This is a genomic window from uncultured Sphingomonas sp., from assembly GCF_964243315.1.
Lineage (GTDB): Bacteria > Pseudomonadota > Alphaproteobacteria > Sphingomonadales > Sphingomonadaceae > Sphingomonas.
Genome location: NZ_CAXTEM010000007.1, coordinates 55444 through 79614, shown reverse-complemented (window position 1 = coordinate 79614; position 24171 = coordinate 55444). Strand labels below are relative to the sequence as shown.

At 66.6% G+C, this 24171-nt stretch carries 26 protein-coding genes; 11 read left to right on the top strand and 15 right to left on the bottom strand.

The features are described from left to right. Positions 1–9 precede the first annotated feature (9 nt). Positions 10–522 (bottom strand): GNAT family N-acetyltransferase, encoded by a 513-nt coding sequence (locus ACFE77_RS04100; RefSeq protein WP_375420354.1) that lies wholly within the window; start codon positions 520–522, stop codon positions 10–12. A 134-nt stretch (positions 523–656) separates the two neighbouring features. Between ACFE77_RS04100 and ACFE77_RS04095 the strand changes: the two genes are divergently transcribed. Together ACFE77_RS04095 and ACFE77_RS04090 are read left to right on the top strand one after the other, a co-directional pair. Continuing rightward, a complete protein-coding gene (locus tag ACFE77_RS04095) occupies positions 657–1028 on the top strand; it encodes a dihydroneopterin aldolase (RefSeq protein ID WP_375420353.1) in 372 nt (123 codons plus the stop codon). Next, entirely contained in the window at positions 1028–1303 is a 276-nt protein-coding gene (locus ACFE77_RS04090; protein WP_375420352.1) for a Rossmann fold domain-containing protein, read from the top strand. Before ACFE77_RS04095 ends, ACFE77_RS04090 begins: the two co-directional genes overlap by 1 nt. On the opposite strand, the gene ACFE77_RS04085 is transcribed toward ACFE77_RS04090, so the two are convergent. Beyond that, on the bottom strand, positions 1296–2138 hold the full coding sequence (locus ACFE77_RS04085) for a hypothetical protein (protein ID WP_375420351.1): 843 nt from the start codon (positions 2136–2138) through the stop codon (positions 1296–1298). The genes ACFE77_RS04090 and ACFE77_RS04085 overlap by 8 nt on opposite strands. 227 nt (positions 2139–2365) lie before the next feature. Here ACFE77_RS04085 and ACFE77_RS04080 point away from each other — a divergent pair, with 227 nt between their 5' ends. The 5 genes from ACFE77_RS04080 (at position 2366) to ACFE77_RS04060 (ending at position 5504) form a co-directional block, all read left to right on the top strand. Then, positions 2366–3037 carry a TonB family protein gene (locus ACFE77_RS04080; RefSeq protein WP_375420350.1) on the top strand — a complete coding sequence of 224 codons (672 nt, stop codon included), beginning with the start codon at positions 2366–2368 and terminating at the stop codon, positions 3035–3037. A gap of 86 nt (positions 3038–3123) precedes the next feature. After that, positions 3124–3927: a MotA/TolQ/ExbB proton channel family protein gene (locus ACFE77_RS04075; protein WP_375420349.1), complete on the top strand. Its 804-nt coding sequence runs from the start codon at positions 3124–3126 to the stop codon at positions 3925–3927. Positions 3928–4016: 89 nt separating this feature from the next. Further along, positions 4017–4499 carry an ExbD/TolR family protein gene (locus ACFE77_RS04070; RefSeq protein WP_375420348.1) on the top strand — a complete coding sequence of 161 codons (483 nt, stop codon included), beginning with the start codon at positions 4017–4019 and terminating at the stop codon, positions 4497–4499. A 44-nt stretch (positions 4500–4543) separates the two neighbouring features. After that, the gene (locus ACFE77_RS04065) at positions 4544–4972 is read left to right on the top strand and encodes an ExbD/TolR family protein (protein WP_375420347.1); all 429 of its coding nucleotides are present in this window, start codon (positions 4544–4546) and stop codon (positions 4970–4972) included. Between the two features lie 187 nt (positions 4973–5159). Then, on the top strand, positions 5160–5504 hold the full coding sequence (locus ACFE77_RS04060) for a tetratricopeptide repeat protein (protein ID WP_375420346.1): 345 nt from the start codon (positions 5160–5162) through the stop codon (positions 5502–5504). 445 nt (positions 5505–5949) lie between these two features. Here ACFE77_RS04060 and dcd read toward each other — a convergent pair whose 3' ends face one another. Beyond that, positions 5950–6504, bottom strand: coding sequence for a dCTP deaminase (gene dcd / locus ACFE77_RS04055; protein ID WP_375420345.1), 555 nt, complete (start codon positions 6502–6504; stop codon positions 5950–5952). A 92-nt stretch (positions 6505–6596) separates the two neighbouring features. Between dcd and ACFE77_RS04050 the strand changes: the two genes are divergently transcribed. Continuing rightward, a complete protein-coding gene (locus ACFE77_RS04050) occupies positions 6597–7049 on the top strand; it encodes an NUDIX domain-containing protein (protein ID WP_375420344.1) in 453 nt (150 codons plus the stop codon). A gap of 2 nt (positions 7050–7051) precedes the next feature. Here ACFE77_RS04050 and ACFE77_RS04045 read toward each other — a convergent pair whose 3' ends face one another. From ACFE77_RS04045 to ACFE77_RS04035, 3 genes are read right to left on the bottom strand one after another with little or no spacing between them, the layout of a single operon-like run. Next, positions 7052–7501, bottom strand: coding sequence for a cytidine deaminase (locus tag ACFE77_RS04045; protein WP_375420343.1), 450 nt, complete (start codon positions 7499–7501; stop codon positions 7052–7054). After that, positions 7498–8163: a GH25 family lysozyme gene (locus tag ACFE77_RS04040; RefSeq protein WP_375420342.1), complete on the bottom strand. Its 666-nt coding sequence runs from the start codon at positions 8161–8163 to the stop codon at positions 7498–7500. Before ACFE77_RS04040 ends, ACFE77_RS04045 begins: the two co-directional genes overlap by 4 nt. 11 nt (positions 8164–8174) lie before the next feature. Then, positions 8175–8657 carry a UPF0262 family protein gene (locus tag ACFE77_RS04035; RefSeq protein ID WP_375420341.1) on the bottom strand — a complete coding sequence of 161 codons (483 nt, stop codon included), beginning with the start codon at positions 8655–8657 and terminating at the stop codon, positions 8175–8177. 100 nt (positions 8658–8757) lie between these two features. Between ACFE77_RS04035 and ACFE77_RS04030 the strand changes: the two genes are divergently transcribed. Then, positions 8758–10245 (top strand): replicative DNA helicase, encoded by a 1488-nt coding sequence (locus tag ACFE77_RS04030; RefSeq protein WP_375420340.1) that lies wholly within the window; start codon positions 8758–8760, stop codon positions 10243–10245. A gap of 253 nt (positions 10246–10498) precedes the next feature. Here ACFE77_RS04030 and ACFE77_RS04025 read toward each other — a convergent pair whose 3' ends face one another. Beyond that, positions 10499–11605 (bottom strand): helix-turn-helix transcriptional regulator, encoded by a 1107-nt coding sequence (locus tag ACFE77_RS04025; protein WP_375420339.1) that lies wholly within the window; start codon positions 11603–11605, stop codon positions 10499–10501. A gap of 152 nt (positions 11606–11757) precedes the next feature. On the opposite strand from ACFE77_RS04025, the gene ACFE77_RS04020 reads away from it, so the two are divergent. Beyond that, on the top strand, positions 11758–12465 hold the full coding sequence (locus tag ACFE77_RS04020) for a hypothetical protein (RefSeq protein WP_375420338.1): 708 nt from the start codon (positions 11758–11760) through the stop codon (positions 12463–12465). A 40-nt stretch (positions 12466–12505) separates the two neighbouring features. Here ACFE77_RS04020 and ACFE77_RS04015 read toward each other — a convergent pair whose 3' ends face one another. The 3 genes from ACFE77_RS04015 to ACFE77_RS04005 all read right to left on the bottom strand — a co-directional run bounded on the left by ACFE77_RS04015 (position 12506) and on the right by ACFE77_RS04005 (position 15423). Further along, positions 12506–13264, bottom strand: a complete 759-nt coding sequence (locus ACFE77_RS04015; protein ID WP_375420337.1) for a phosphoadenylyl-sulfate reductase — start codon at positions 13262–13264, stop codon at positions 12506–12508. After that, positions 13257–13652, bottom strand: a complete 396-nt coding sequence (locus ACFE77_RS04010; protein WP_375420336.1) for a DUF934 domain-containing protein — start codon at positions 13650–13652, stop codon at positions 13257–13259. Before ACFE77_RS04010 ends, ACFE77_RS04015 begins: the two co-directional genes overlap by 8 nt. A gap of 139 nt (positions 13653–13791) precedes the next feature. Then, a complete protein-coding gene (locus ACFE77_RS04005) occupies positions 13792–15423 on the bottom strand; it encodes a nitrite/sulfite reductase (RefSeq protein WP_375420335.1) in 1632 nt (543 codons plus the stop codon). Positions 15424–15620: 197 nt separating this feature from the next. On the opposite strand from ACFE77_RS04005, the gene ACFE77_RS04000 reads away from it, so the two are divergent. Further along, positions 15621–18662, top strand: coding sequence for a TonB-dependent receptor domain-containing protein (locus ACFE77_RS04000; protein WP_375420334.1), 3042 nt, complete (start codon positions 15621–15623; stop codon positions 18660–18662). Positions 18663–18975: 313 nt separating this feature from the next. On the opposite strand, the gene ACFE77_RS03995 is transcribed toward ACFE77_RS04000, so the two are convergent. The 5 genes from ACFE77_RS03995 to ACFE77_RS03975 all read right to left on the bottom strand — a co-directional run bounded on the left by ACFE77_RS03995 (position 18976) and on the right by ACFE77_RS03975 (position 24135). Continuing rightward, entirely contained in the window at positions 18976–19272 is a 297-nt protein-coding gene (locus ACFE77_RS03995; RefSeq protein ID WP_375420333.1) for a DUF2849 domain-containing protein, read from the bottom strand. Next, complete coding sequence (gene cobA / locus ACFE77_RS03990) at positions 19269–20060, bottom strand: uroporphyrinogen-III C-methyltransferase (RefSeq protein ID WP_375420332.1); 792 nt, start codon at positions 20058–20060, stop codon at positions 19269–19271. Before cobA ends, ACFE77_RS03995 begins: the two co-directional genes overlap by 4 nt. Before the next feature lie 80 nt (positions 20061–20140). Next, positions 20141–21079 (bottom strand): DUF808 domain-containing protein, encoded by a 939-nt coding sequence (locus ACFE77_RS03985; protein ID WP_375420331.1) that lies wholly within the window; start codon positions 21077–21079, stop codon positions 20141–20143. Positions 21080–21321: 242 nt separating this feature from the next. Continuing rightward, a complete protein-coding gene (gene astD, locus ACFE77_RS03980) occupies positions 21322–22746 on the bottom strand; it encodes a succinylglutamate-semialdehyde dehydrogenase (RefSeq protein WP_375420376.1) in 1425 nt (474 codons plus the stop codon). Between the two features lie 30 nt (positions 22747–22776). Then, the gene (locus tag ACFE77_RS03975) at positions 22777–24135 is read right to left on the bottom strand and encodes a protein adenylyltransferase SelO family protein (protein WP_375420330.1); all 1359 of its coding nucleotides are present in this window, start codon (positions 24133–24135) and stop codon (positions 22777–22779) included. Positions 24136–24171 lie beyond the last annotated feature (36 nt).

Sequence of the window (24171 nt, the reverse complement as noted above, 5' to 3'; positions counted from 1 at the left end):
CCTTACGCGTCAGGCGGTGGCGGCGACCCGTGGACCGAGCAGGCCCGCGACGTGGGGGACGCGCGCACCCCTGGCGAGCAGGCGGTGGCGCTCGACCGGGCCGGGCAGGCGCCATGCCGCTGTCGCTGCGGCGGTGAAGCCGAAGAAGCGGCCATAATAGCCGGGGTCGCCGATCAGCATCATCGCCTCGTCGCAGCCAGTCGCCTGCGCGGCCGCCAGCATGTGGGTCATCAGCAGCCGGCCGACGCCGTCGCGCTGGCGTGCGGGATCGACCGCGACCGGGCCGATCATCACGAGGTCGGCCGGCGCGCCACGATCCGCGATCAGCGCGATCGGCCAGCTCTGGATCGAGCCGACGAGCGCATCCCCGTCGACCGCAGCGAAGCTGAGCGTGGGGATCGCCTGCGCGTCGCCGCGGATCTTGTAGGCGGTGCGCTGCACGCGATCGGTGCCGAACGCGCGATCGAGCAGGTCCTCGACCGCCGCGACATCGATTCGGGACAGCGGCACGATTTCGATCAACTGACGCCTCCCGCCCGCACCGGCGACGCTGCCGGGCCGGCGCGCAGTAGCGGGGATCGCGGCGAACGCAAGGTGATCGGTGATCGGTGAGGCGTGAGGCTTTCGCGCGGCCACGACTCTGCTAGAGGCGCGCGATGGAAGACAGCCTCCAGCTCGAAGTGCACGACATGGAAGTGCCGGTCCTGACCGGCATCTATTCGGAGGAGACGCATCTTCCGCAGCCGCTGAGGATATCGATCACGGTCGACCTGCGATGCCCGGCGCGGTTCGACCCCGATACCCCGCTGGCCGCGTCGAAGAACTATCTCGACCTCAAGCATGCCGCGACCACCGCCCTGCCGGAGGGGCTGCATTTCACGCTGATCGAAGGGGTTGCGGACCATATCTGCGAGACGCTCTTCCTCGCCGACGAGCGCGTGCTGCGGGTCATGGTCAAGATCGTCAAGCTCGCGATCGCCGAGGCGGGCGAGGCGATCGGGATCACGCTGGTGCGGCACCGGCGCTGATGCGGCTCGACCTTGCCGAGTCGGACGAGCTGTCGGCGCGCGTGCGGGCCATTGCGGACGAATCGGTGGTGGCGGTGATCGATGCAGGCTGGGCGCCGCTGCCGTTCGCCCTCGCGCAGGCCGCGATCGCGCCGCTTGCGATCGAGCGGGCGCCGGCCGGACGACTGAACCTGGTGGTTCGCGGTGCCGGTGCGGATCCTGCCGCGGTGGATGCCGCGGTCGCGTTCCTGGAGGCGGCACGATCGACCACCGGGCAGATCCTCGCGATCAGCTAGCGCGTCCGCACGCGCCGAGCGCGGCGATCACGACCGCATAATCCTCCCGCGCGACGCTGGCGTCGGCGGCCTCGAGCGAGGCGGTGCTCCGCTCGGGCAGCGCGGCGGGCAAGGTGCAGGCGAGGCGATACCAAAGCAGCGTGTCGCGCGCGGGCGGCGCGGCGGCCTCGTCGACGATCTCGCTCAGCGCGACCGCCCAGCGGGGTTGTTCGCCGGGGCGGCGCAGAATCGACAGCGACACCGGCCGGTTGTCGGCGGTGGTGAGGAAGATCTGCGTCTCTCCCTCGCCGGGCAGGGCGCCGGGCACGTGGAAGGCGTTGCCGACGCCAGTGATCGCGGGCGGCGCCTCGGCCGCCGCCAGCTCGCCGGCGATTCGCCGGGTCCGCGCGTCCGAATCGGCCGACCAGGCGAGCTGCGCCGACGCGCCAACCAGCTGGACCTGCCCGGGCGATCCCGAAACGGGACGCGCGAACAGCAGCACGCGCTGCTTCTTCAGCTTTGGCGGCTTGGCGCGCGCGTCGAGCGGCACGTCGACGACATAGCCAATCCGCGGTGCGATTCCGTCGAGTCCGCGGATCAGCGCAGCGACGTCCGCCTCCGCATAGAAGCGTGCATGGCCGGGAGTCACGTTCGCGGCCTCGGGGCCCTTGATGAGGGTGGCCGAACGGATGGTCGCGTCGGCGATCACGGGCGCGGCGATGACGAGATCGGCGAGATCGGCATAGCTGGGGCCGGCCGCGAGTGGCGCCGACAGGGCCTGCGCCTGGGCGGGCGGAGCACTGGCCAGGGGCGCGGCGGCGATCAGCAAGGCTGCGAGGGGGAGGGGCATAACCATCGGATTGCGCTAGCGTAGGCCATGTGAACGTTACAGAAATAATTCGGCGGCGCACCCATTGAACGTTTGTTGCGTTAGACAGTCTGCGTCCGACAAAGCGTTTGCGTGTCAAAGGACGGGGCGATAGGACTCGGTCTCCGTCGCGGGTTAACAGCCGTAGCGGACGGCCTCCTGCGTGCAACGCCGCGCCGGGGAGTGCCGTCAGATTTAGGGAGTGTCGTTGCTGAATGGCCTATGCTGACCAAAAGATGTCCGGTGGCAAAGTGGTCGCGATCGTTATCGTCGCGCTCATCCACGCGGCTCTGGGCTATGCTTTCGTCACCGGCCTTGCGTACCAGTACGTGAAAAAGGCCCAAGAAAAGCTTAATACGTTCGACGTGGAGGAGCCGCCTCCGCCGCCGCCGGACGAGCCCCCGCCGCCGCCGCCCGACCAGCCGATGACACCGCCGCCGGTGGTGTCGCCGCCGCCGATCGTGCAGAATCCGAACCCGCCGCCCGTGGTGATCAACACGGTGCCGACGCCGCCGCCGGTATACATACCGACGCCGGTCGCCGCGCCGCCTGCTCCCCCGGCGCCCGCGCCAGGACCGCCGAAGGTCGCCGTTCCGGTGTCGCCGCGCGGCAACCAGGGCGATTGGTTCCCGCAGGACAGCTATCCCGCCGCCGCACGCCGTGCGGAAGCGGAGGGTCGCGTCAGCGTGCGGGTGACGGTCGGTCCCAATGGGCGGGTCACCGCTTGTTCGGTCACGTCGTCGAGCGGAAACGCGGATCTGGACAGTACCACGTGCCGCCTCGCGCAGCGCAACGGGAAGTTCAATCCGGCGAAGGATGCGGCCGGTACGCCGATCGAATCCTCGTTCAATCTGCGCAACGTCGTGTGGAAGCTCGAGAATAACTAACATCATGGCGGTGGCTCGGCATCTGGCCGGGCGCCGCCACACTCCATTATTAAGCTACTCGCTGAATTAGAGGGATCAACCTGACCATGCTCATCACCATCCTCGCTGCTGGCGGCGAAGCGGCCGCCAAAGGCGCCAACCCGTACGGCCTCGGCCCAGCGCTTCGCGAAGGCGGCCTCATCTCGCAGGCCGTGTTCTCGATCCTCGTGCTGATGTCGATCGTGTCGTTCTACATTCTGTTCTCGAAGCTGTTCGAGCAGCAGAAGGTCATGAACCAGGCCAAGCGCATGCGTCAGGGCTTCTGGAATGCCAACAACCTGCGCGAGGGCTCGGCCAAGCTCGAGAAGAACTCGGCCTACAAGCAGATCGTCGACGACGGTCTGGCCGCCCAGGAGCAGCACACCCGCCTGACCGATCCGGTCGAGGCACATGACTGGCTCCATGGTTCGCTCGCTCGTTCGGAAGCCGCGATCAACTCGAAGCTCGGCAGCGGCCTGGCCTTCCTCGCGACCGTCGGTTCGGTCTCGCCGTTCATCGGCCTGTTCGGCACGGTTATCGGCATCTACCGCGCACTGATCAAGATCGGTGCAGCCGGTCAGGCGTCGATCGACGCGGTCGCAGGTCCGGTCGGTGAAGCACTGATCATGACCGCGCTCGGTCTGGTCGTCGCGGTTCCCGCGGTGCTCGCGTACAATTGGCTGCAGCGTCGCAACAAGGCGATCGCCGAGGAGCTTTCGACCTTCTCGAACGACGTGCTCGGCTACCTCGCCTCGAACGGTGCGGTTCGCCCGATCTCGGCAGTTGGCGGCAGCAAGGGCCCGGCGCCGGTGAAGACCACCGCGACCACGACCACCGCCGGCCAGACCGGTGGCGTTCAGACCCGCGCGTAATCGATGCGGCGGGGCGGTCCGGTGGATCGCCCCGCCACCTGCCGACCGTGTGGCCGGCAGGACTGTTGCTTGAATAGGAAAGCTCTCACATGTCGATGAGCGTTGGTGGCGATACCACCGATAAACCGATGTCGGACATCAACACGACGCCGCTGGTCGACGTCATGCTGGTTCTGCTCATCATCTTTCTGATCGCGGTGCCGGTGGTGGTGCAGACGGTCAAGCTGAAGCTGCCCGACGTGCCGTTCGATCCCACGACGACCAAGCCCGAGAACGTCTCGCTGTCGGTGACGACCAAGCCCGACGGTTCGTGTGCGGTATATTGGGGCACGTCGCCGGTAACGAGCGGCGAGCTGCTCGACCGCGCCGTCGAGAAGCTGAAGGCCGAGATCGCGCGCCAGGGTGGCGTCGGCAATCCGGACCTCGAATTGCCCGAGGCGCATATCCGCGGCGATATCAACACGCCGTACCGCTGCGTCGGCGGGACGATCTACACCATGCAGATGGCTGGCTTCGCCAAGGTCGGCTTCATTTCCGAGCCGGCACCGGGGTCCACCACGGCGCGCATGTAATTTGACTATATGACTTTCGGGCGACCGAGCAGGAGTAACTTAGAATGGCAATGAGCGGCGGCAGCGAAGACGGCGAGCCGATGATGGACATGAACATGACGCCGTTGATCGACGTCCTGCTCGTCCTTCTCATCATGTTCATCATTACCATCCCGATCCAGACCCATGCGGTTAAGGTCGATCTGCCGGTGAACGATCCGCGCCAGTCGCGGCCACCGGTCGACCCCGAGAAGAACAAGGTCTCGATCGATCCGGCGGGTGTCATTTCGTGGAACGGTGCGCCGGTCGACGAGATCACGTTGCGCCAGTATCTCGATACCTCGGCGGGCATGAACCCGGAGCCGGAGCTGCACTTCCAGCCAGATCCGGCGGCGCGCTACGAAGTCGTCGATCGGACGCTGGCGGTCATCAAGCGGTCGCAGATCAGCAAGCTTGGCTTCATCGGCAACGAGCAATATCGCAACGACTTCTAGGTCGGTCCCTTCGCGGGAACGGCGATGGTGAAGAGCAGGGCGGTCCTTCGGGGCCGCCCTTTTTCGTTGCGCGCCATCGCAGGACGGTCGCGCAAAATGGGCGCTTGTCGGACAGTCTCAAAAGTGACACACTCCTGTCACAAATCTGAAACCTTCCGGCATGGAAGGGCAGCTGAGGAGACGATCGATGCGCATCATTGCTGTTCTCGCACTTGGCCTCGCTGCGGCGACCCCGGCGTTCGCGGCCGAACGTACCGGCTTTCACGCGATCGCCGCGGGCAACTTCCCGATGGCCGAACGCCAGATCAATGCTGCGATGCGCGCGGCGCCGGAACGTCCCGAACTGATGCTCAACCTCGCAGCGGTGTATCTCCAGACCGGACGCGCCGTGGAGGCCCGCCGGCTCTACGCCGCAGTGCTCGATCGTCCGGCAGTGGCGATGGACATGCCCTCGGGCGCAGTGATCTCGTCGCACGACGTCGCGCAGCGCGGCTTGCAGCGGCTACCGAACCAGGACGTGGCGTCTCGTTGAGTTGCAAGCCGGCGATTATCGTCGGCTCTGCTCGACCAGGGGCGTGTACTCAACGCAAGCGCGGTTTCGTGCTTCGCCGTTCACGCCAGAATTGGTGCAAGCCGCGCCGATAAAGATGCTTCGCCTATTCCGTAATTCCAACGCAGGCGGGACCATAATGGCGAGCGTCGCAGCGGACGGTCGAACGGCACAGAATATGGATACCTGACTGCGCGTGGGGTCTGGGAAACGGGGATCGACCATTATCTGGACAACCGTATTCCCGCGCAGGCGGGAACCTAGGGCCAAACAAAATGACGACTTGCGTCTATGACGACGCTGGGCTCCCGCCTTCGGGGGAGCACAACAAGGGGTTAGCTGGGCGCGTAGGAAGGCCGCGGGCAAGCAGGCGATCGGCGCTGATTCAGCACCGACAGAGGTGGCGTGAGCCCCACCCTCGACACCCTCAAAGCTTCGGCAACGTCACGCCGCGCTGGCCCATATATTTACCCGCGCGGTCGGCGTAGCTGACCTCGCACGGCTCGTTGCCCTTTAGGAACAGGAACTGGCAGGCGCCTTCGTTGGCGTAGATCTTGGCGGGCAGGGGGGTGGTGTTCGAGAACTCCAGCGTGACGTGCCCCTCCCAGCCGGGTTCGAGCGGGGTGACGTTGACGATGATCCCGCAGCGGGCATAGGTCGATTTGCCGAGGCAGATCACCAGGATGTCGCGCGGCACGCGGAAATATTCGACGGTGCGGGCTAGCGCGAAGCTGTTGGGCGGGATGATGCAGACGTCGGTCTTGCGGTCGACGAAGCTGTTCGACGCGAAATCCTTCGGATCGACGATCGCGCTGTCGACATTGGTGAAGATCTTGAACTCGTCGGCGACCCGCGCGTCATAGCCATAGGATGACAGGCCGTAGCTGATGCAGCCGTCACGGCGCTGGTTTTCGACGAACGGCTCGATCATCGCTTGGCTCAGCGCGGTCTCGCGAATCCAGCGATCGGACATTACGGACATGGTTGCTCCCTTTGCGAGCGTGTCTCGCCGCCTTTGCCGCGTGAGGCAAGCCGGGCGTATGTGGGAGCGAGGGCGGAGACGATTAGGATGCGGTGGATCGGTCTCGCCTTCGCGCTGCGGCGACGTTGCAGGCACTGGTCGGGTGGCGCACGCGCGGGGTGAAGGTCGCCGGGTTCGACGCTGCCGGCAACGTGCTGTTGGTGCGGCATCGTTATGGCGACACGAGAACATTCATTCTGCCCGGCGGCGGGGTGAAACGGCGCGAGGCGCCCGTCGATGCCGTGATGCGCGAGATGCGCGAGGAGGTCGGATGCGATCTCGCGGACGTCGTGTCGATCGGCACCTATCTCGCGAGTGGCGAAGGGCGCCGCGATACCGTCCATCTGTACCGCGCCCTGATCGTCGGCACGCCCGTGGCCGACGCGGTGGAGATCGCGGAGGCTAGCTTCTTCGCGCTCGATTCTCTGCCGCCCACCACAACTCCCGCGACTCGGCGACGGCTCGACGAGATCGCGGGCCGCCGTCCCGTGGACGCCGCGTGGTAGCCTCAGCCGATCCCCAGATCCGATGGCCCGAACGCGTCCGGCAGTAGCGCCGACAAGCGGTAGCTCGTCACCGCATCACCGGTCGCGGCGCCGCAATGGACGAGCACGTCGCGGTGCCCCATCTGCGCGGCTTCGTTGATCACCTGGCGGCAGCGGCCGCAAGGGCTGACCGGCGTCGTGCCGGTGGCATGGCCCGCCTCATCCATCGCCCCGCCGATCACTCCGATCGCGACGATGTCCTTCAGCCGCCCCTGTGCGCTCGCGGTGGCGACGGCGACTGTCTCCGCGCAGAGCGACAGACCGTAGCTGGCGTTCTCGACATTGGCGCCGGTGACGATGCTGCCGTCGTCGAGCAGCAGCGCGGCGCCGACCGCGAACCGCGAATAGGGCGCGTGCGCATGCCGCGCCGCCTGCCGCGCGGCGTCGATCAGACGGCGGATCTCGTCGCTCATGGCGCTACCACATCCCAATTGACCGGCCCCTCGATCCCCTCGACACGGCGGAAGTCGCTCGCGCGCCACATCCGCCACGGCCGCGCCGCATAATCCGAACGGACCATGTTGGCGACCGTCCAGACCGGGCGCCGGATCGCGGCGGTGATGTCGTACTCGCGCTCGACCCCGCGGGCGACGCGGAGCAGCAGCGGTTTCTGGGTATGCGCCTCGACGGTGCGGATGAAGCCTTCGAGATCGGCGATCAGCGTCGCGCGATCGGGGCGCGCGGTGCAATCCGCGCGGAACGACACGTCGACCGCGGCGGGCAGCGCGTCGTCGGTTCGCGGCACGAAGGCGTTGAAGGCGTTGGCCTGCGCGCGGGCGGGTTGGCACAAGGAATAGAGGTGAATCGCGCCGCGGCGGAGCCCCGCATCGGGCAGCGCGGCCCAATGTGCTTCGAAGGCGGGGTCGCGGCGATCCGCGCCCGACGTCGCGACCACATAGGCGAAGTCGGCGCCGCGCGCGCGGACCATGCCCCATTCGACCGGACCTGCCTCGGCACCCAGGTCGACGCCCTGCAACGGGTAACGCTCGGTCGACGGCGCCCAGCCGGTCGCGCCGTGCCAACTAAGCACGCCGATCGCACCGACGCCCGCGAGCACCGCTGCGGCTTTGATCATGAAACTAGCCATCAGCCGCGGATATGAAGCACGCAGATGAGCGTGAACAGTCGTCGTGCGGTGTCGAAATCGACCTCGATCTTGCCGTCGAGCCGCTCCTTCAGCAGCTCGGCCGCCTCGTTGTGGATCGCGCGCCGGGCCATGTCGACGGTCTCGATCTGCTGCGGCGTCGAGGCGCGGATCGCCTGGTAATAGCTGTCGCAGATCGCGAAATAGTCGCGGATCGGGCGGCGGAAACGCCCGAGCGCCAGCACCAGAAGCTCGAGCGGCGTGTCGTCCGCGCGCTTGATCTGGATCGCGAGGCGGCCTTCCTCGACCGACAGCGTGATCTTGTACGGCCCGGCATAACCGTCGGCATGCTCGCGTTGCGGCGCGAAGTGATTGCCCTCGATCAGGTCGAAGATCGCGATCCGGCGTTCCTGTTCGACGTCGGCCGACCGCCACAGGATCGTGCGTTCGTCGAGTTCGACATCGATGATCCGCGGATCGGCCATGGCCGCAGCGATAGCGAGGCGGCAGGAGGCTGTCACTTATCCCCATCATTCCGGCGCAGGTGCCTTGAGGCGGGCGGCTCCCGGCGCGTATCACGGCGGCATGGCCACTCTCGCATTCCCCACGCCGACTCCGGTCGAGCCACAGCAACTGCCGCGCAACGTCGAGGCGGAGGCGGCGATGCTCGGCGCGATGATGATCGACAACCGGCTCGCCGACGACCTGCTCGACCGGCTCGAACCCACGCACTTCTACGAGCCGCTGCACGGCCGTATCTTTGCGGCAATCAAGACGCTGCGGTCGAACGACATGCTGGCGACCCCGGTGACGCTGCGCCCAATGTTCGAGGCGGACGAGGGGATGCGCGAGTTGGGTGGGCCCGCCTATCTGGCAGGGCTGACGGGCAGCGGCGCGGGGCTGATCGGCGCGCGCCAGTTCGCGCAGCAGATCTACGACCTGGCGATGCTGCGCGCGCTGGTGTCGGTCGGGCGGACGCTGGTCGATCGCGCGATGGACACGTCGGAAGAGGTCAATCCGCGCGGGCAGATCGAGCTTGCCGAGGAGGAGTTGTTCAAGGTCGCGGCGGACGGCGGCACCGAGAGCAGCGTCAAGACCTTCGCGCAAGCGACGACAATGGCGGTCAAGATGGCCGAACGCGCGCTGAATTCGGGCGGCAATCTGTCGGGCGTGACCACCGGGATCGATAGCATCAACGCGAAGATCGGCGGCATGCATCATTCGGATCTGATGATCCTCGCCGGGCGTCCCGGCATGGGCAAGACCTCGCTCGCCACCAACATCGCGTTCAATGCCGCGCGGCGCTGGATGCGCGACATGGCGGACGGCATCGCCCCCGCCGATTCGGTCGGCGCGAAGGTCGCGTTCTTCTCGCTCGAAATGTCCGCGGACCAGCTGGCGACGCGTATCCTTGCCGAACAATCGCGGATCAGTTCGGAAAGCCTGCGCATGGGCAAGATCAGCCGCGCCGAGTTCGGGCAACTCGCGGCCGCGGCGGCGGAGCTGGAGAATCTGCCGCTGTTCATCGACGATACCGGCGGCCTGACGATCGGCGGCTTGCACACCCGCGTGCGGCGCCTGCAGCGGCGCCATAACAACGAGATCGGGCTGGTGGTGGTCGACTATCTCCAGCTGCTGACCGGATCGGGCAAGAACAAGGACGGCAACCGCGTCCAGGAAATCTCCGAGATCAGCCGCGGTCTGAAGACACTGGCCAAGGACCTCAACGTCCCCGTGCTCGCGCTGTCGCAATTGTCGCGTGCGGTGGAAAGCCGCGAGGACAAGACGCCGATGCTGTCGGATCTGCGCGAATCGGGATCGATCGAGCAGGACGCGGACATGGTCTGGTTCGTGTACCGCGAGGATTACTACGTCGCGTCGAAGGAGCCGAAGCGCCCGGTCGAGGGCGACAGCGCCAAGGTGCACGAGGATCACAATGCCTGGATGGCGGAGATGGAACGGGTCTACGGCCTCGCCGAGCTGATCGTCGCCAAACAACGCCACGGCGCGACCGGCAAGGTGCGGATGCGGTTCGATCCGACCTATACGAAGTTCTCTGATTTGGCGGAGTAGCGTGCGATCAGGCGGCTCTCAGCCTTAGGGGCAGGTAGCATAGCTGTTCCCCGGCGAAGGCCGGGGCCCAGGTCGGATGCCCTGGAATTGACGGACTGGCTTCCCTCGTTGGACCTTCGCCACTGGGCCCCGGCCTTCGCCGGGGAACGGTAAAGGTGCAAGCGACACCGACATCGATGCACTTCGGTGTGGCGACGACGTTGGCGAAGTCAGCGGCTCCCTCACAAGCGAGGGATCCGCGCCGCGCGTCAGCTCACCGATAAGGCGCGAGGGCGAGGACCAGTTCGGCTTGGCGGTGCGTGCCGGTCTTGTGGAAGATGGATTTCAGCTGGGTACGGATGGTCTCGACTCCGACGCCGCGGCGCTCTGCGATGGCCGCGATATCGTGGCCCATGCCGAGCAGCTCGGCGACGGCCGCCTCCGCCGCGGTCATGTCGAACGCCTTGCGGAGCGCGTCGGCGGTGGAGGTCGGCAGGTCCGCGCGTGCCGTCCTAACCGTCAGCAGGATGCGGGCGTTCATCGGCCCTTCGAAGTCGCGCTCCGGTAGGCGGTGCAGCTCCAGCACGAGCGGCGGTCGATCCCGCCCGCTGGCGACGACGACGAGCTTGATGGGGGCGCCCGGCGTGGATCCGCCGGTCGCCTGCCGGAACGCGGCACCCAGCGCCGCCTCGCACTGTGCGACGATCGCGGTCAGCCGACCCCCTCGCATCGTGAGGTGGGTGGCGCCTCGTAGCAGCGCCTCGGCTGCGGCCGATACGCCGATCACGCCGCGATCGGGACCGAGCAGGATCGCGGGGCCGACCAGCATCTCGACGGTGCCGAGCAAGCTGCTGGTCTTGCTCCCCTCCAGATGCGTGGCGAGCGTGAGCGAGGCGGCCAGCGTGGGGGCGAGCGTTTCCAGGATGCGCCGCTTCTTCTCGTCGGCAGGACCAGCACTGCTTGGCCACAACATGGACAGCCCGCCCATCCCGCCGGTCGGCGAGCCGGAGAGCCGGACCAGCCCGCAATGCGGCACGTCGTGCGGCCTGAACAATCCCTGGTAGATCGGTGACCGGGCGATCTGCTGCGCGTCGATGAACTCCTCGTCGACGATGCAGCGCATCGCCGGCCCGTTCACGATCGCACGACTGCGCGGGTTCATCGCCGGATCATAGCCCCGCCACGCCATGTAATCGTCGCTGGCGTCGAGCGCATGCCGAGTGAAGACGTTGAGCAACAGATTACCGTCGCGATCGACCAGCGCGATCTGGCCCATTTTTGCACCGAGCATCTCGGTCAGCGCGGTGAGCGGTTCGCCCCACGGCACGCGACCCGTCGCGGCCGAGCGAAAGCTCTCCTCCAGCGTGGCCAGTGCCTGCATCGAACCCCCCGATTCCCTGCCTCGTAGTCGCTGATCTGATTCGCATGCGCAAGCGTCACCCGAACGGGTGATGAAGGCTCTGGCCACCATGATTAGGGAGCGGGCGTGGCACCCGGTCGGGTGGGGCCGGGCCGCATCAACAGGGAGCTATTATGAAGAAGATTGCATGGATGATCGCGGCGGCGGCCGCGTCGATCTCGGTGCAGGTGGCAGCGCAGGACGCGACATCGGGAGCACCTGCGACCGCGAGCGACCGTGGCGTGATCTCGGCCGCGCTGACCGCCGGGTCGCTCGGCATCGGTCCGGAACTGGGGTTCCGCTTTTCGGATCATGTCGGCGTGCGGGGCAGTGCGACGTTCCTCGGCGTATCCAGCGACTTCGATTCCGACGACATCACCTATCGCGGCAAGCTGAAGCTCAAGTCGTTCGGCGCGATGGTCGACGTGCACCCGTTCGGCGGCGCGTTCCGGGTGTCGGCTGGCGCGCGGATCAACCGCAACCGCGTCAACGTCTCGGCCACGCCGACCGCCGACAATGGCGGCACGGTCACGGTCGGCGACGAGGAGTTCACCGCGGCGCAGGTCGGCACGCTGACCGGCCGTGCGACCGTCAAGAAGTTCTCGCCCGCGCTGACGCTGGGCTGGGCGGGCAAGAACCGTCCCGGCCTGTTCTTCCTCGCCGAAGCCGGCGTGCTGTTCCAGGGCGCGGCGCGGCTCCGCGATTTTCGTGCAAGCGGCTCGGCCTCGACCAGCGCGCAGTTCAACGCGGCGCTTGAGCGCGAGCGGCGCGACCTGCAGGACGATGTCGACAAGGTGAAGGTCTATCCGATCCTGCAATTCGGGATCGGCTACCGCTTCTGACTGTCCGGTCCGGCGCCTGCGAAGGGCAGGCGCCGGACGATCAGAAGATCGGGTCCTCGCCGGGCTGGGTGGGCTGGTGGATTCCGCACTCGACCTTGTCCCAGCCGCGCCAGCGGCCGGCGCGGGGGTCTTCGCCGGGCTGGACGCGCGAAGTGCAGGGCGCGCAGCCGATCGACAGATAGCCGGCGGCTTCCAGCGGGTGTCGCGGCAGTTCGTGCGCGGCAAAATAGGCGTCGAGCCGGCTCTTGGTCCAATCCGCCAGCGGGTTGATCTTGAGCCGGCCTTCGTCGACCTCGAACCGCGGCAGTGCGAGACGCGTGCCCGACTGGAACCCCTTGCGACCCGATATCCACGCGTCGAATGGCGCCAGCGCGCGGCGTAGCGGCTCGACCTTGCGCAGGTCGCAGCAGCCGTCGGGATCGTAGGACCAGCGCAGGCCCGTAGCATCCTTGGCCGCCAGACGCCGCGGATCGGGACGGAATACCCGCAGGTTGGTCAGCCCAAGCCGCTCGGACAGCTCGTCGCGATAGGCGAGCGTCTCGCCGAACATCTTCTGGGTGTTGGTGAAGATCACCGGTACGTCGCGATCGATCGTCGCGACCATGTGCAGCAACACCGCCGATTCGGCGCCGTAGGACGATACCGCAGCGATCCGCCCCGCCAGGTCTCCGGTCAACAACAGGCGCAGCAACGCCGGCGCCTCTACGCCCGCATAGCGCGCCTCGAAGGCCGCGGCGTCGGCCGCGGTGAACGCCGGCGCGACGTCGATCATGTCGAGCTGGCGCGCGGCTTCACCCATGCCGCAGCTTCCACACCGGCACCGCAGCATCGGCGGCGGGCTGATAATGATGCTCGTAGCGGTCCAGGCTGCGCTGGAGCACCGCGGGATCGATCGGGGCCTCGGGCGCGAAACTGTCGAACCCGCAGCGCCGCATCAACGGAACCTGATCGACCAGCACGTCGCCCGCGGCGCGCAATTCGCCGGCATAGCCCGCCTCGCGCAGCACCCGCGCCGCCGAATAGCCGCGGCCGTCGCGGAACGACGGGAAGCTGACCTCGACCAGCCCGAGCTGGCCAAGGTGCGGCAGCAGCGCGCGCGCATCGTCGCCGGCCTCCAGCCGGACCGCCGTCGCATTGGTCTGACCCTCTAGGAACGCGTCGAGCGTCACCGCGGGTTCGTCGTGCACCTCATCCTCGCGGAAGCGGAGGATATCCCCCTCCCGCTCCCGGGAGGGGCTAGGGGAGGGCGTGTCCGAAGCCGCAACGTCGGTGAGAGAGACAGGCCCTCCCCCGACCCCTCCCGCAAGCGGGAGGGGAGAAATGGGATCAGCCATAAATCGCTTCCTTGAAGGTTTCCATGCCGACCCGGCGATAGGTGTCGAGGAAGCGCTCGCCCTCTTCGCGGACGACGAGATATTTGTCGGTGACGCGTTCGATCGCGTCGACGATGCCGTCTTCCGAAAAGCCGGGGCCGGTGATCTTGCCGAGGCTGACGTCCTCGGCACCCGATCCGCCGAGCAGCAGCTGGTAATTCTCGGTGCCTTTCTTGTCGACGCCGAGGATGCCGATGTGCCCTGCGTGATGATGCCCGCAGGCATTGATGCAGCCGCTGATCTTGAGCTTCAGTTCGCCCAATTCGCGCTGCCGGCCGAGATCGGCGAAGCGGGTCGCGATCTTCTGCGCCACCGGGATCGAACGGGCGTTGGCGAGGCTGCAGTAATCCAGGCCGGGGCAGGCGATGATGTCGCTGATCAGGTCGAGATTGGCCTCGGCGAGGCCGGCTTCCGCTAGCGCCTGCCAGACCGCGTAGAGATCGGCCTTGCGGACGTGCGGCAGGACGATGTTCTGCGCGTGGGTGACGCGTAGCTCGTCATGCCCGAAGCGTTCGGCGAGGTCGGCCATCACGTCGATCTGGTCGGCCGATGCGTCACCGGGGATCTGGCCGATCGGCTTCAGGCTGATGTTGACGATCGCATGGCCCGGACGCTTGTGCGGCTTGACGTTCTGGTCGACCCAGATCGCGAAATCGGGGTCGCTGCGGTCGATCTCGTCGGGCGCGTCCGCCGCGAAGGCGGGCTCGCCGAAGAAGGCGGTGATCCGCGCGAGTTCGGCCGCGGGCGGATCGATGCCGAGCGCCTTCACCGCCACGAACTCCTCCTCGACCTGCCGTGCATATTCCGCCGCGCCGAGTTCGTGGATCAGGATCTTGATCCGTGCCTTGTAGATGTTGTCGCGGCGACCGTAGCGATTGTAGACGCGCAACGCCGCTTCGAGATAGCTCATCAGGTCGTCGGCAATGACGAAGTCCTTGATCTCCGGCCCGATCATCGGGGTACGGCCCATGCCGCCGCCGACGAAGATCTTGGCGCCGAGCACGCCGTCGCGCATCACCAGCTGGATGCCGATGTCGTGCAGTCGCATCGCCGCGCGGTCCTCGTCCGCAGCGATGACTGCGATCTTGAACTTGCGCGGCAGGTAGCTGAATTCGGGGTGGAAGGTGCTCCACTGGCGGATCAGTTCCGCCCAGGGGCGCGGATCGGCGACCTCGTCCGCGGCGGCGCCGGCGAACTGGTCGGAACTGATGTTGCGGATGCAATTGCCGCTGGTCTGGATCGCATGCATCTCCACCGTCGCGAGATCGGCGAGGATGTCGGGCGCGTCCTCCAGCTTGATCCAGTTATACTGGATGTTCTGGCGCGTGGTGAAATGCCCGTAGCCGCGGTCGTACTTGCGCGCGATATGCCCGAGCATCCGCATCTGCCGCCCGTCGAGCGTGCCATAGGGCACCGCCACCCGCAGCATATAGGCGTGGAGCTGGAGATAGAGGCCGTTCATCAGCCGCAGCGGCTTGAACTGGTCCTCAGTGATCTGGCCGGCGAGGCGGCGCTTCACCTGATCGCGGAACTCGTCGACGCGGGCATCGACGATCGCCTGGTCGTAGCTGTCGTACTTATACATCGGTCGATCCTCGTTGGGCCCGACCCGCCAACGAGCGACGGAAAGCCATTTCAGCAAACGACTTAGGCACGGCAGCGGCCTGCGACAAATCACGGAAGCTTGCGTGCCCGGTAGGGCAGCTATTCACCATATCGTATAATATATTTGACAAGCGGGATCCTATACAGTCCTATTGCGGCTGGGCGGGAGACCTCGGCATGTATACGACTAGCAAGACCATCCTCTTGGCAGGTGCGGCAGCCGCAGCGTTGACGCTCGGAACGGTCGGTCCTGCCGCGGCACAGGCCGACGTTCCGGCGGATCAGTCGACGACCGATGTCGCTGCGGAACCGGGAAGCGCTTCTTCCGACAAGAACAAGATCGACGAGGGGGTCGCCGCGATCCCTGGCGACGCAATTGCCGACGAGATCCTCGTCACCGGCACGCGCATCCTTCGGCCGAACATGGAGAGCAACGCGCCGGTCACGGTGGTCGACGAAGCATTTCTGCGCCAGCGCGGGCTCGCCCGGATCGAGGACGCGCTGTCGCAGATCCCTCAAGTGACGCCGATGATGGGATTGCAAGGGAACGACTGGACCTCCGGCCGAGCCGGCGTCAACCTGCGCCGGCTGGGGCAGGGCAGGACGCTGACCCTGCTCAACGGCCAGCGCATCGACAATGACGTCGGCCTGATTCCCGGCGCGCTCATCGAACGCATCGACATCCTCACCGGCGGCGCGTCCGCGGTCTATGGGTCCGACGCGATCGCGGGCGTCGTCAACTTCATCATCAAGCGCCGCTTTGACGGGATCGTCTTCGATGCGGAGGCGAGCGGCTTCCAGCACCGCAACGACAATGACGCCTTGCTGCGTCTGGTCAGGGATGCTGGCTTCACGACGCCGCCGCGCAGCGTGCTGGGTGGCGGCAACTTCTTCGGGTCGCTCGCGGCCGGCAAGGATCTGTTCGACAAGCGGGTCAACATCAGCGGTTTCGTCACGCTGAAGGAAGCCAAGCCGATGCGGCAATCCGACATCGACACCACCGCGTGTCCGCTGTTCATGAACCCGGCCCTTACCAGTGTGTTCCGCAACGACACGCTCACCTGTGGCGGCGGCGACTACAGTCCTTACGGTCAGTTCTCCGTCGGTGACGACAGCTATTCCAACGCCGTCGATGGATCGCGGACGTGGCGCCCGACATCGCCGAGCGACAGATCCCGCGTTCAGCGCGACGACTATTTGCAGCGTGAGGACCGGACCATAAGCGCGGGCGGCTTCCTGACCGCCGATCTGTTCGCAGGCATCAAGTTGGACGGTGGGTTCATTTACAACCACTCTCGCCAGCGGACCAAGATCGTCGAGACCGCACCGTTCTACGGCGACTTCGCGGAGATCAATTGCGACAACCCGTTTCTAGGTGCGCAGCAGGCGCAGCTTTTGTGCGGCGACGCGGCAGGCACCGACGCATTCTCTTCGCCGACCGATGTCATCCTCTGGCGCAAGAATTACCTCCAGACGATGAAGCCGCAGATATCGAACTGGCGAGGGTCCGCCAAGCTGTCCGGCCCGATCAGCGGCAAGATCCGTTTCGAGGCCAGCTATGTGCAATCGCGCGACATCTTTCGGAACATGCAGGACAATGCCTATCGGTACGATTACGAGCAGCTCGGGCGCGGACTGCAGGTGCGCAACATCAACGGTGTCCCGACCTGCCTGTCCAAGATCGATGGCACCGACCCCGATTGCGTTCCGGTCGACGCCTTCTCATCCGCGTCGCAGCCCGGCGCCGCGGTATGGGACTGGCTGACCGACATCGGCCGCAGCAGAACGCAGAACGATCTGAAGGTCTTCAACGGCGTGATCTCCGGTATTCTCGAGGATTACGGGATCAGGAGCCCGTTCGCGACCAGCGGTATCGGATTCGCGATCGTCGGCGAGCAACGCAACGTCCGCTCGCAATCGGGCGGAGAAGGTGCCTGGAGCAACTGGACCAAGTTCGACGGCCGCGCCCGCGTCCGCGAAGTGGCAGGCGAGATCGACGTGCCGCTCGTGCAGAACCGGCCCTTCGTTCAGGAACTGTCGGTCAATGGCGGCTACCGCCTGTCCGACTATACAACCTACGAAAAGCTTGTGCACACCTGGAAGGTCGAGGCGACCTATGCGCCAGTCGAAGGGCTCCGCTTCCGAGGCAGCTACAACAAGGCGCTCCGCGTGCCGGTGCTCGAGCGTCTGGAGGGTGAAAACCGCTATCCCAACGAGTTCGCCGTCGATCTGTGCGCGCCCCCGGCCGCCGGTAGCGACGTGCAGCGCTATACCTTCGACCAATGTTCGATTGGCATGAGCCGGGCACAATATGATGCGCTCACCAGCTATCGCGGGTGCAACATCGACGGACGTTGCCCGGCCGTCCTCATCAACGGCGGCAACCCGACGCTGCAACCGGAGCGCTCGCGCAGCTATACCGCGGGTGTCGTGCTGCAACCGGTGTTCCTACCGGGGTTCTCCGCGACGGTGGACTGGTACGACATCCAGATCGAGGCCGCGTTCGAATGGTCGCGGTGGAACCTGGCCTTCGATCAATGTTACAATGGCAAGATCGATTTCTGGTGCGGCGTGTACAAGCGCGATCCGCAAACTGGCCAGTTGCGGGAGATCGACGCCCGCTACAGCAATTCAGGATACCTGAAGAGCCGGGGAATCGATTTTGCCACGACCTATGATTTCGATGCGAGACGGCTCGGCCTCGACGATTTCGGCATGATCAACCTGAGCTTCAACGGCACGCTCGCCACCAAGCTTGACCGGCAGTTCGCGCCGGGCACACCGGCCTGGTCATGCCTCGGCTATCACGGCTTTGCATGCGGTTCTCCGGTGCCGACGTGGCGGCACGTCGCTGGGGTGAACTGGGCGTTCCCGCAAGGACAAGGCGGCCTCGGCTTCACCTGGCGCTACACCGGCGGGACGCAGGTATCCAAGCTGTCGACCAACAGCGTACTTGCCGCCCGCCCGACTGCCACGGACCCAGACACCTTCCCTCTGATCCGCAAGCTGCCCGCGGTGACCTATATCGACTTCAATGCCAATGTGGCGCTGACGCGCTTTCTGGATGTGCGGTTCAACGTCCAGAACCTGTTCGACAAGGATCCGCCGATCATTGGCATTGACCGCAATTTCGCGGTCGGCTCGGTGAATAACACCTACCCCGATTATTACGCTCTTCGTGGTCGGACGTTGCGGGTCGGACTGACGGCGCGCTTTTGATCTAGCGTTGCTCCGGCCGCGCGAGGCGTACTGCACACGTTCAGTTCCCCGACACCAATCGGTGCCATGCCCTTCCGATCAGTAGCCCCATGTGTCCCCGCGAAGGCGGGGACACAGTACTAGGCTCCCGCCTTCGCGGGAGCACGAAACAGGTCGCGCTGAGATAGCGACGATTCGGCTACAGGCGAGAAGACGATAAGAAGCAAACGGGCCAGGGTTCGGCGGAGTGATCTGAAACCTCAGCGATTGTCGTAGAGGCCGTGCTTTAGCGGAGGTGAGTAAGGTCAAGCCGACCTCTTCTCGCTCTATGTCCTCAGATAACCCAGCTTCCCGCAGCCGGATCGGTCGGTTTCAGCGTCAGGTCGGGCCGCACCGTCGGCCCGAGCGCGCGGATGCGGTCCTTGATGTGCGCGGGGCGGGGACCCTCGGCGGTCAGCGTCGCGTCGATGACGTACGGGCCGTTCACCCGCCGTGCGCCTTCCTCGGCGCGCGCGATCGCCTCGCCCTGATCGACGACGTCAGTGGCGTCCTCGACGTGGCGGGACCAGCCGCTGCCGATCCACCAGATCACATCGCCGCTCGGCAGGTCGTTTCCGGTCAACAGCTTCATGCGCCCATGCTCTCCGATACGCGCGCCCAGCGCGCCAGCTTGTCCTCTGCGTCGGACAGTTCGACGACCTCGCCGACGACGATGATCGCCGGGCTCTGGACGCCTTCGCGCGCGACCATCGGGCCGAGATCCGCGAGCAGCGTCTTGATCGCGCGGTGGTCCGCCAGCGTGCCCTTTTCGAGGACCGCCACCGGCATGTCTGGGGCGACGCCGTCCGCCATCAGCTTGTCGGCGATATCGGTCGCGGTCGCGACGCCCATATAGATGACGAGCGTGCGGCCCTGCCCGGCGAGGCCTGCCCAATCCTGATCGGACAGGCCCTTGCACTGGCCGGCGACGAAGCTGACCGCGCTCGAATGGTCGCGGTGGGTGAGCGGCAGCATCGCTTCCGCGGCGCAGCCCAGCGCGGCGGACACGCCGGGGATCACCTCGACCGGTAGCCCGGCAGCGCGAACCGCTTCTACCTCTTCGCCGCCGCGGCCGAAGATGAACGGGTCGCCGCCCTTCAGCCGCACCACGATCGCGCCGGTCTTCACATGCGCGACGATCAGCGCGTTGATCGCATCCTGCGACAAGGTGTGGCGTGCGCGTTGCTTGGCAACCGAGATGCGCTGCGCGGCGGCGGGGGCGATGTCGAGGACGCGCGGATCGATCAATCCGTCGTGGACGACGACGTCCGCCGTCTCCAGTGCCTTCACCGCGCGCACGGTGAGCAGGCCGGGATCGCCCGGACCTGCGCCGACGAGGATGACACGCCCGCGGGCGGTTGGATCAAGGAGGCTTGCCATGGCTCCGGAGATGGCCGCTGGCAGACCGAAGCGCAAAGCAGCGATGCTTGGCGATGGGGTAGGAGAGGTTTCGTGGCCGCTCAATGCGCTCCGCGCGCCTTGCCGATCGCGTGGACCGCGAGCGCGATGATGCCGCCGACGATCAGCCCGAGCACTCCCGATCCGATCGCGGTGACGACCCAGCTCGCGACTCCGGCGATCGCGCCCAGCGAATGGCCGACCGCTTCGGCGGCATGATGCAGCGCCTGCGCGGGCGCGGCGAGCCCGAGCGTCTCGGCGCCGTGCAACAGGATCCCGCCGCCGACCCAGATCATCGCCGCGGTGCCGATCACCGACAGCGCGCGCATCACCACCGGCACGCCCTTGACCAGCCCGCGCCCGATCGCGCGCAGGACCGTCGATTGCCGCCCGGCGAGGTGGAGCCCGACATCGTCCGCCTTCACGATCAACGCGACCACCCCGTAGACGCCCGCGGTGATCACGATCGCGACGACCGCGAGGACGATGCCCTGCGTGACGATCGGCGACTCCGCAACTTCGGCAAGCGCGATCGCCATGATTTCCGCCGAGAGGATGAAGTCGGTCCGCACCGCGCCGGAAACCTTTTGCTTCTCCAGCTCCTCCGGCGTGCCCGCGACCGCGTCGTCCTCGGCATGGCCGTGGCCGGTGAGCGCCTCGATCACCTTCTCGGTGCCTTCGAAACAGAGATAGGCACCGCCGATCATCAGCAGCGGCGTAATTGCCCACGGCGCGAGCGCACTCAGCGCGAGCGACACCGGCAACAGGATCAGCAGCTTGTTGCGGAGCGATCCGAGTGCGATCTTGCCGATGATCGGCAGTTCGCGCTGCGGGCTGAGCCCGACGACGTAGCGCGGGGTCACTGCGGTATCGTCGACCACCACGCCCGCGGCCTTGGTCCCGGCCTTGGTGGCAGCGGCGCCGACATCGTCGAGCGAGGCGGCGGCGAGCCGGGTCAGGCCGGCGATGTCGTCGAGCAGTGCGACCAATCCGGAGGGCATTGTGGTTCCTTAATTGATGGGGCGTGGTGCAGTTGCGCCTTCGGGATGACTCCCATCCACCCCGTTCGTCCTGAGTAGGGATTGAGTAGCTGCGCAGCAGCGTAAGGAAAGCCCATATCGAAGGACAGGGTGGGCTGCGGAACCTATCCTTCGATACGCGGCTTCGGCTTCGCTCAGCCGCTACTCAGGACGAACGGTGGTGACTATGGCGCGCGTTCTCGGCAGGCGGGGCAAATCAGCATTCAAGCGTCGCGAAGCCCGATCCCCAACGACGCCCGCGCGCTCTCGGCTTCGTTGCTGACCACCGGATACGCGCAATAATCGGCCGCGTAGAAGGCGCTCGGGCGGTGGTTGCCCGACCAGCCGACGCCGCCGAACGGGGCCGAGGAGGAGGCGCCGTTGGTCGGCTTGTTCCAGTTGACGATGCCCGCGCGCACCCCCGACCAGAACCGGTCGTACAAGGCCGGGGTCTGGCTGATCAGCGAGGCGGACAGGCCGTAGCGGGTGTTGTTCGCCTCGGCGATCGCGGCGTCAAAATCGTCGGTGCGGATCACTTGGAGGATGGGGCCGAACAGCTCGATGTCGGGTCGGTCGGTGATCGCGGTGACGTCGATAATCGCGGGGACTAGGAACGGCTTGTCCTCGATCACGCGTTCGAGATGGCGGATCGGCCGGCCGCCGCGCATCAGCAGCGCGAGGAAGCTCTCGGTCAGCTGGTCGGCGACCTCGTTGTCGATCACCGGTCCCATGAACGGCGCCGGATCGTCGTGCGGGCTGCCGACGATCAGGCGGCCGACCATCGTGTTGATGGTGTCGATCAGTGCGTCGTAAAGCTTGGTGTCGACGATCAGCCGGCGCGCGGCGGTGCAGCGCTGGCCCGCGGTGGTGAAGGCAGACTGGATCACCAGCACCGCGGCGGTGTGCAGATCGGGCGTGTCCCAGACGATGATCGGGTTGTTGCCGCCCATCTCCAGCGCCAAGATCTTTTCGGGCTTGGCGGCAAACGCGCGATTGAGGGCCAGCCCGGTGCGTGCCGAGCCGGTGAACAGCAGCCCGTCGATATCGTCGTGGTCGGCGAGCGCCTTGCCCTCCGCAGGTCCGCCGATCAGCAGCCGGATGCAGGTGTCGGGCACGCCCGCGGCGCGGTAGCAATCGACCATGAAGGCGCCGACCGCGGGGGTCTTCTCGGACGGCTTGAACACTACCGCATTCCCGGCGAGCAGCGCCGGCACGATATGGCCGTTCGGCAGATGCGCGGGAAAATTATACGGCCCCAGCACCGCGAGCACGCCGTGCGGCTTGTGACGCAGCGCCATGCGGCTGCCCATCGGCGCATCGAGCCGCCGCTGGCTGGTACGTTCGGCATAGGCGGCGACTGAGATGTCGACCTTGGCGATGACGCTTTCGACCTCGGTGCGGGCTTCCCACAGCGGCTTGCCGGTTTCGCGCGCGAGCAGGTCCGCGAATGCATCCGCGCGTTGGCGGACGACGTTGCCGAACCGCCGCAGCGTCTCGATCCGGACCGTCAGCGGCAGCGCCGCCCAACTCGCCCATCCCGACCGCGCCGCCGCGACCTCGGCATCCGCATCGCCAACGTCGCCGCTCCACAGCAGGGTGCCCGTCGCGGGTTCGTAGGAATGGAGCTGGTCAGCCATGCGCGCCTCTATCCACGCTCGATCGGTCCGCCGCAAGGCGGGTCACGCGAGCGCGTCGCCCATCGCGCGGATCGCCGCCACCTTTGCATCGAGCGCGGACCAATCGTCGTCCTGGTCGATGCGCGCCCAGATCGCCTCGACCTCGTCGATCAGCATCGAGCAAGGGGCGCCGGACCAATAGGGATGAACCCGCTCACCCCGCGCGGTGCGGCCGGCCAGCGCGTCGCGAACCTCGGTCCAGCCGGTGCCGTAAGCATCGGGCAGTCGGCCGCCGAACGCGTCGAAGAAGAAGCGGTCGATCGGCACTTCGGTGTCGCGCAGCGCGCGTTCGACGGCTTGGACGAGCGACCGATCGGCATCGGGATCACCCGGCATCACGCCAAGCCGCCAGAGGATCGCCTGCGTCACCGCCTCGCCGTACAGCGGCGCGAAGCGATCGAGCGCGGCGATCAGCGGCTCGGTATCCACCAGCAGCCGCAGCGATACCGCAAGCTGCATGACATCCCAGTGGATCGCCTCTGGCTGGCGGCCGAACGCGTAGAGACCCTGATAGTCGAAATAGGCGGCGGTGAATGCGGGATCCCAGGTCGGCGCGAACCGCCATGGGCCATAATCGAAGCTTTCGCCGGTCACGTTGATGTTGTCGGAGTTGAGCACGCCGTGGACGAACCCCGCCGCCATGTACCGCGCCGCCAACGTCGCGGTGCGTGCGACCACGAGGTCGAGCAGGCGGATCGGATCGTCGCCGTCCTCGCCATAGAGGTTGTGCAGGACATAGCCGATCAGCCGCCGCATCGCGGACTCGTCCTGTTCGTAGGCGAGGCGCTGGAAGGTGCCGATCCGCACATGGCTATGGCTGAGCCGCACCAGCACCGCGGAGCGGGTGGGGGAGGGCTCGTCGCCGCGCGCCAGCGCCTCGCCGGACTCGATCAGCGACAGCGTACGCGAGGTCGGAACGTTGAGCGCCTGGAGCATCTCGGTCGCGAGGATCTCGCGCACGCCGCCCTTCAGCGTCAGCCGGCCGTCGCCCGACCGGCTGTACGGCGTCGTGCCCGATCCCTTGGTGCCGAGGTCCATCAGCCGCCCGCTCGCGTCGTGCAGCTGCGCAAAGGTGAAGCCGCGACCGTCGCCGATGTCGGGATTGTACGACCTGAACTGATGACCGTGATAGCGCAGCGCCAGCGGGGCCGGCAGCGTATCGGGCAGCGGATCGAACCGGCCGAAATGGCGGATCCACTCCTCGTCCGTCAGCGGATCGACGCCGATCTCGGCAGCGGCGCGCTGGTTGCGGAAGCGGAGATGCGTTTCCGGGAAATCGGCGGGCGCGACGGGGTCGAAGAAGCCCTCGCCGAGCGTCAGGAGGGCGGTGGCGGGCCGATAAGCTTGCGGGTCGGTAGGCATCCGGCGATATGAGGGTCGCCAACCCGAGGACGCAAC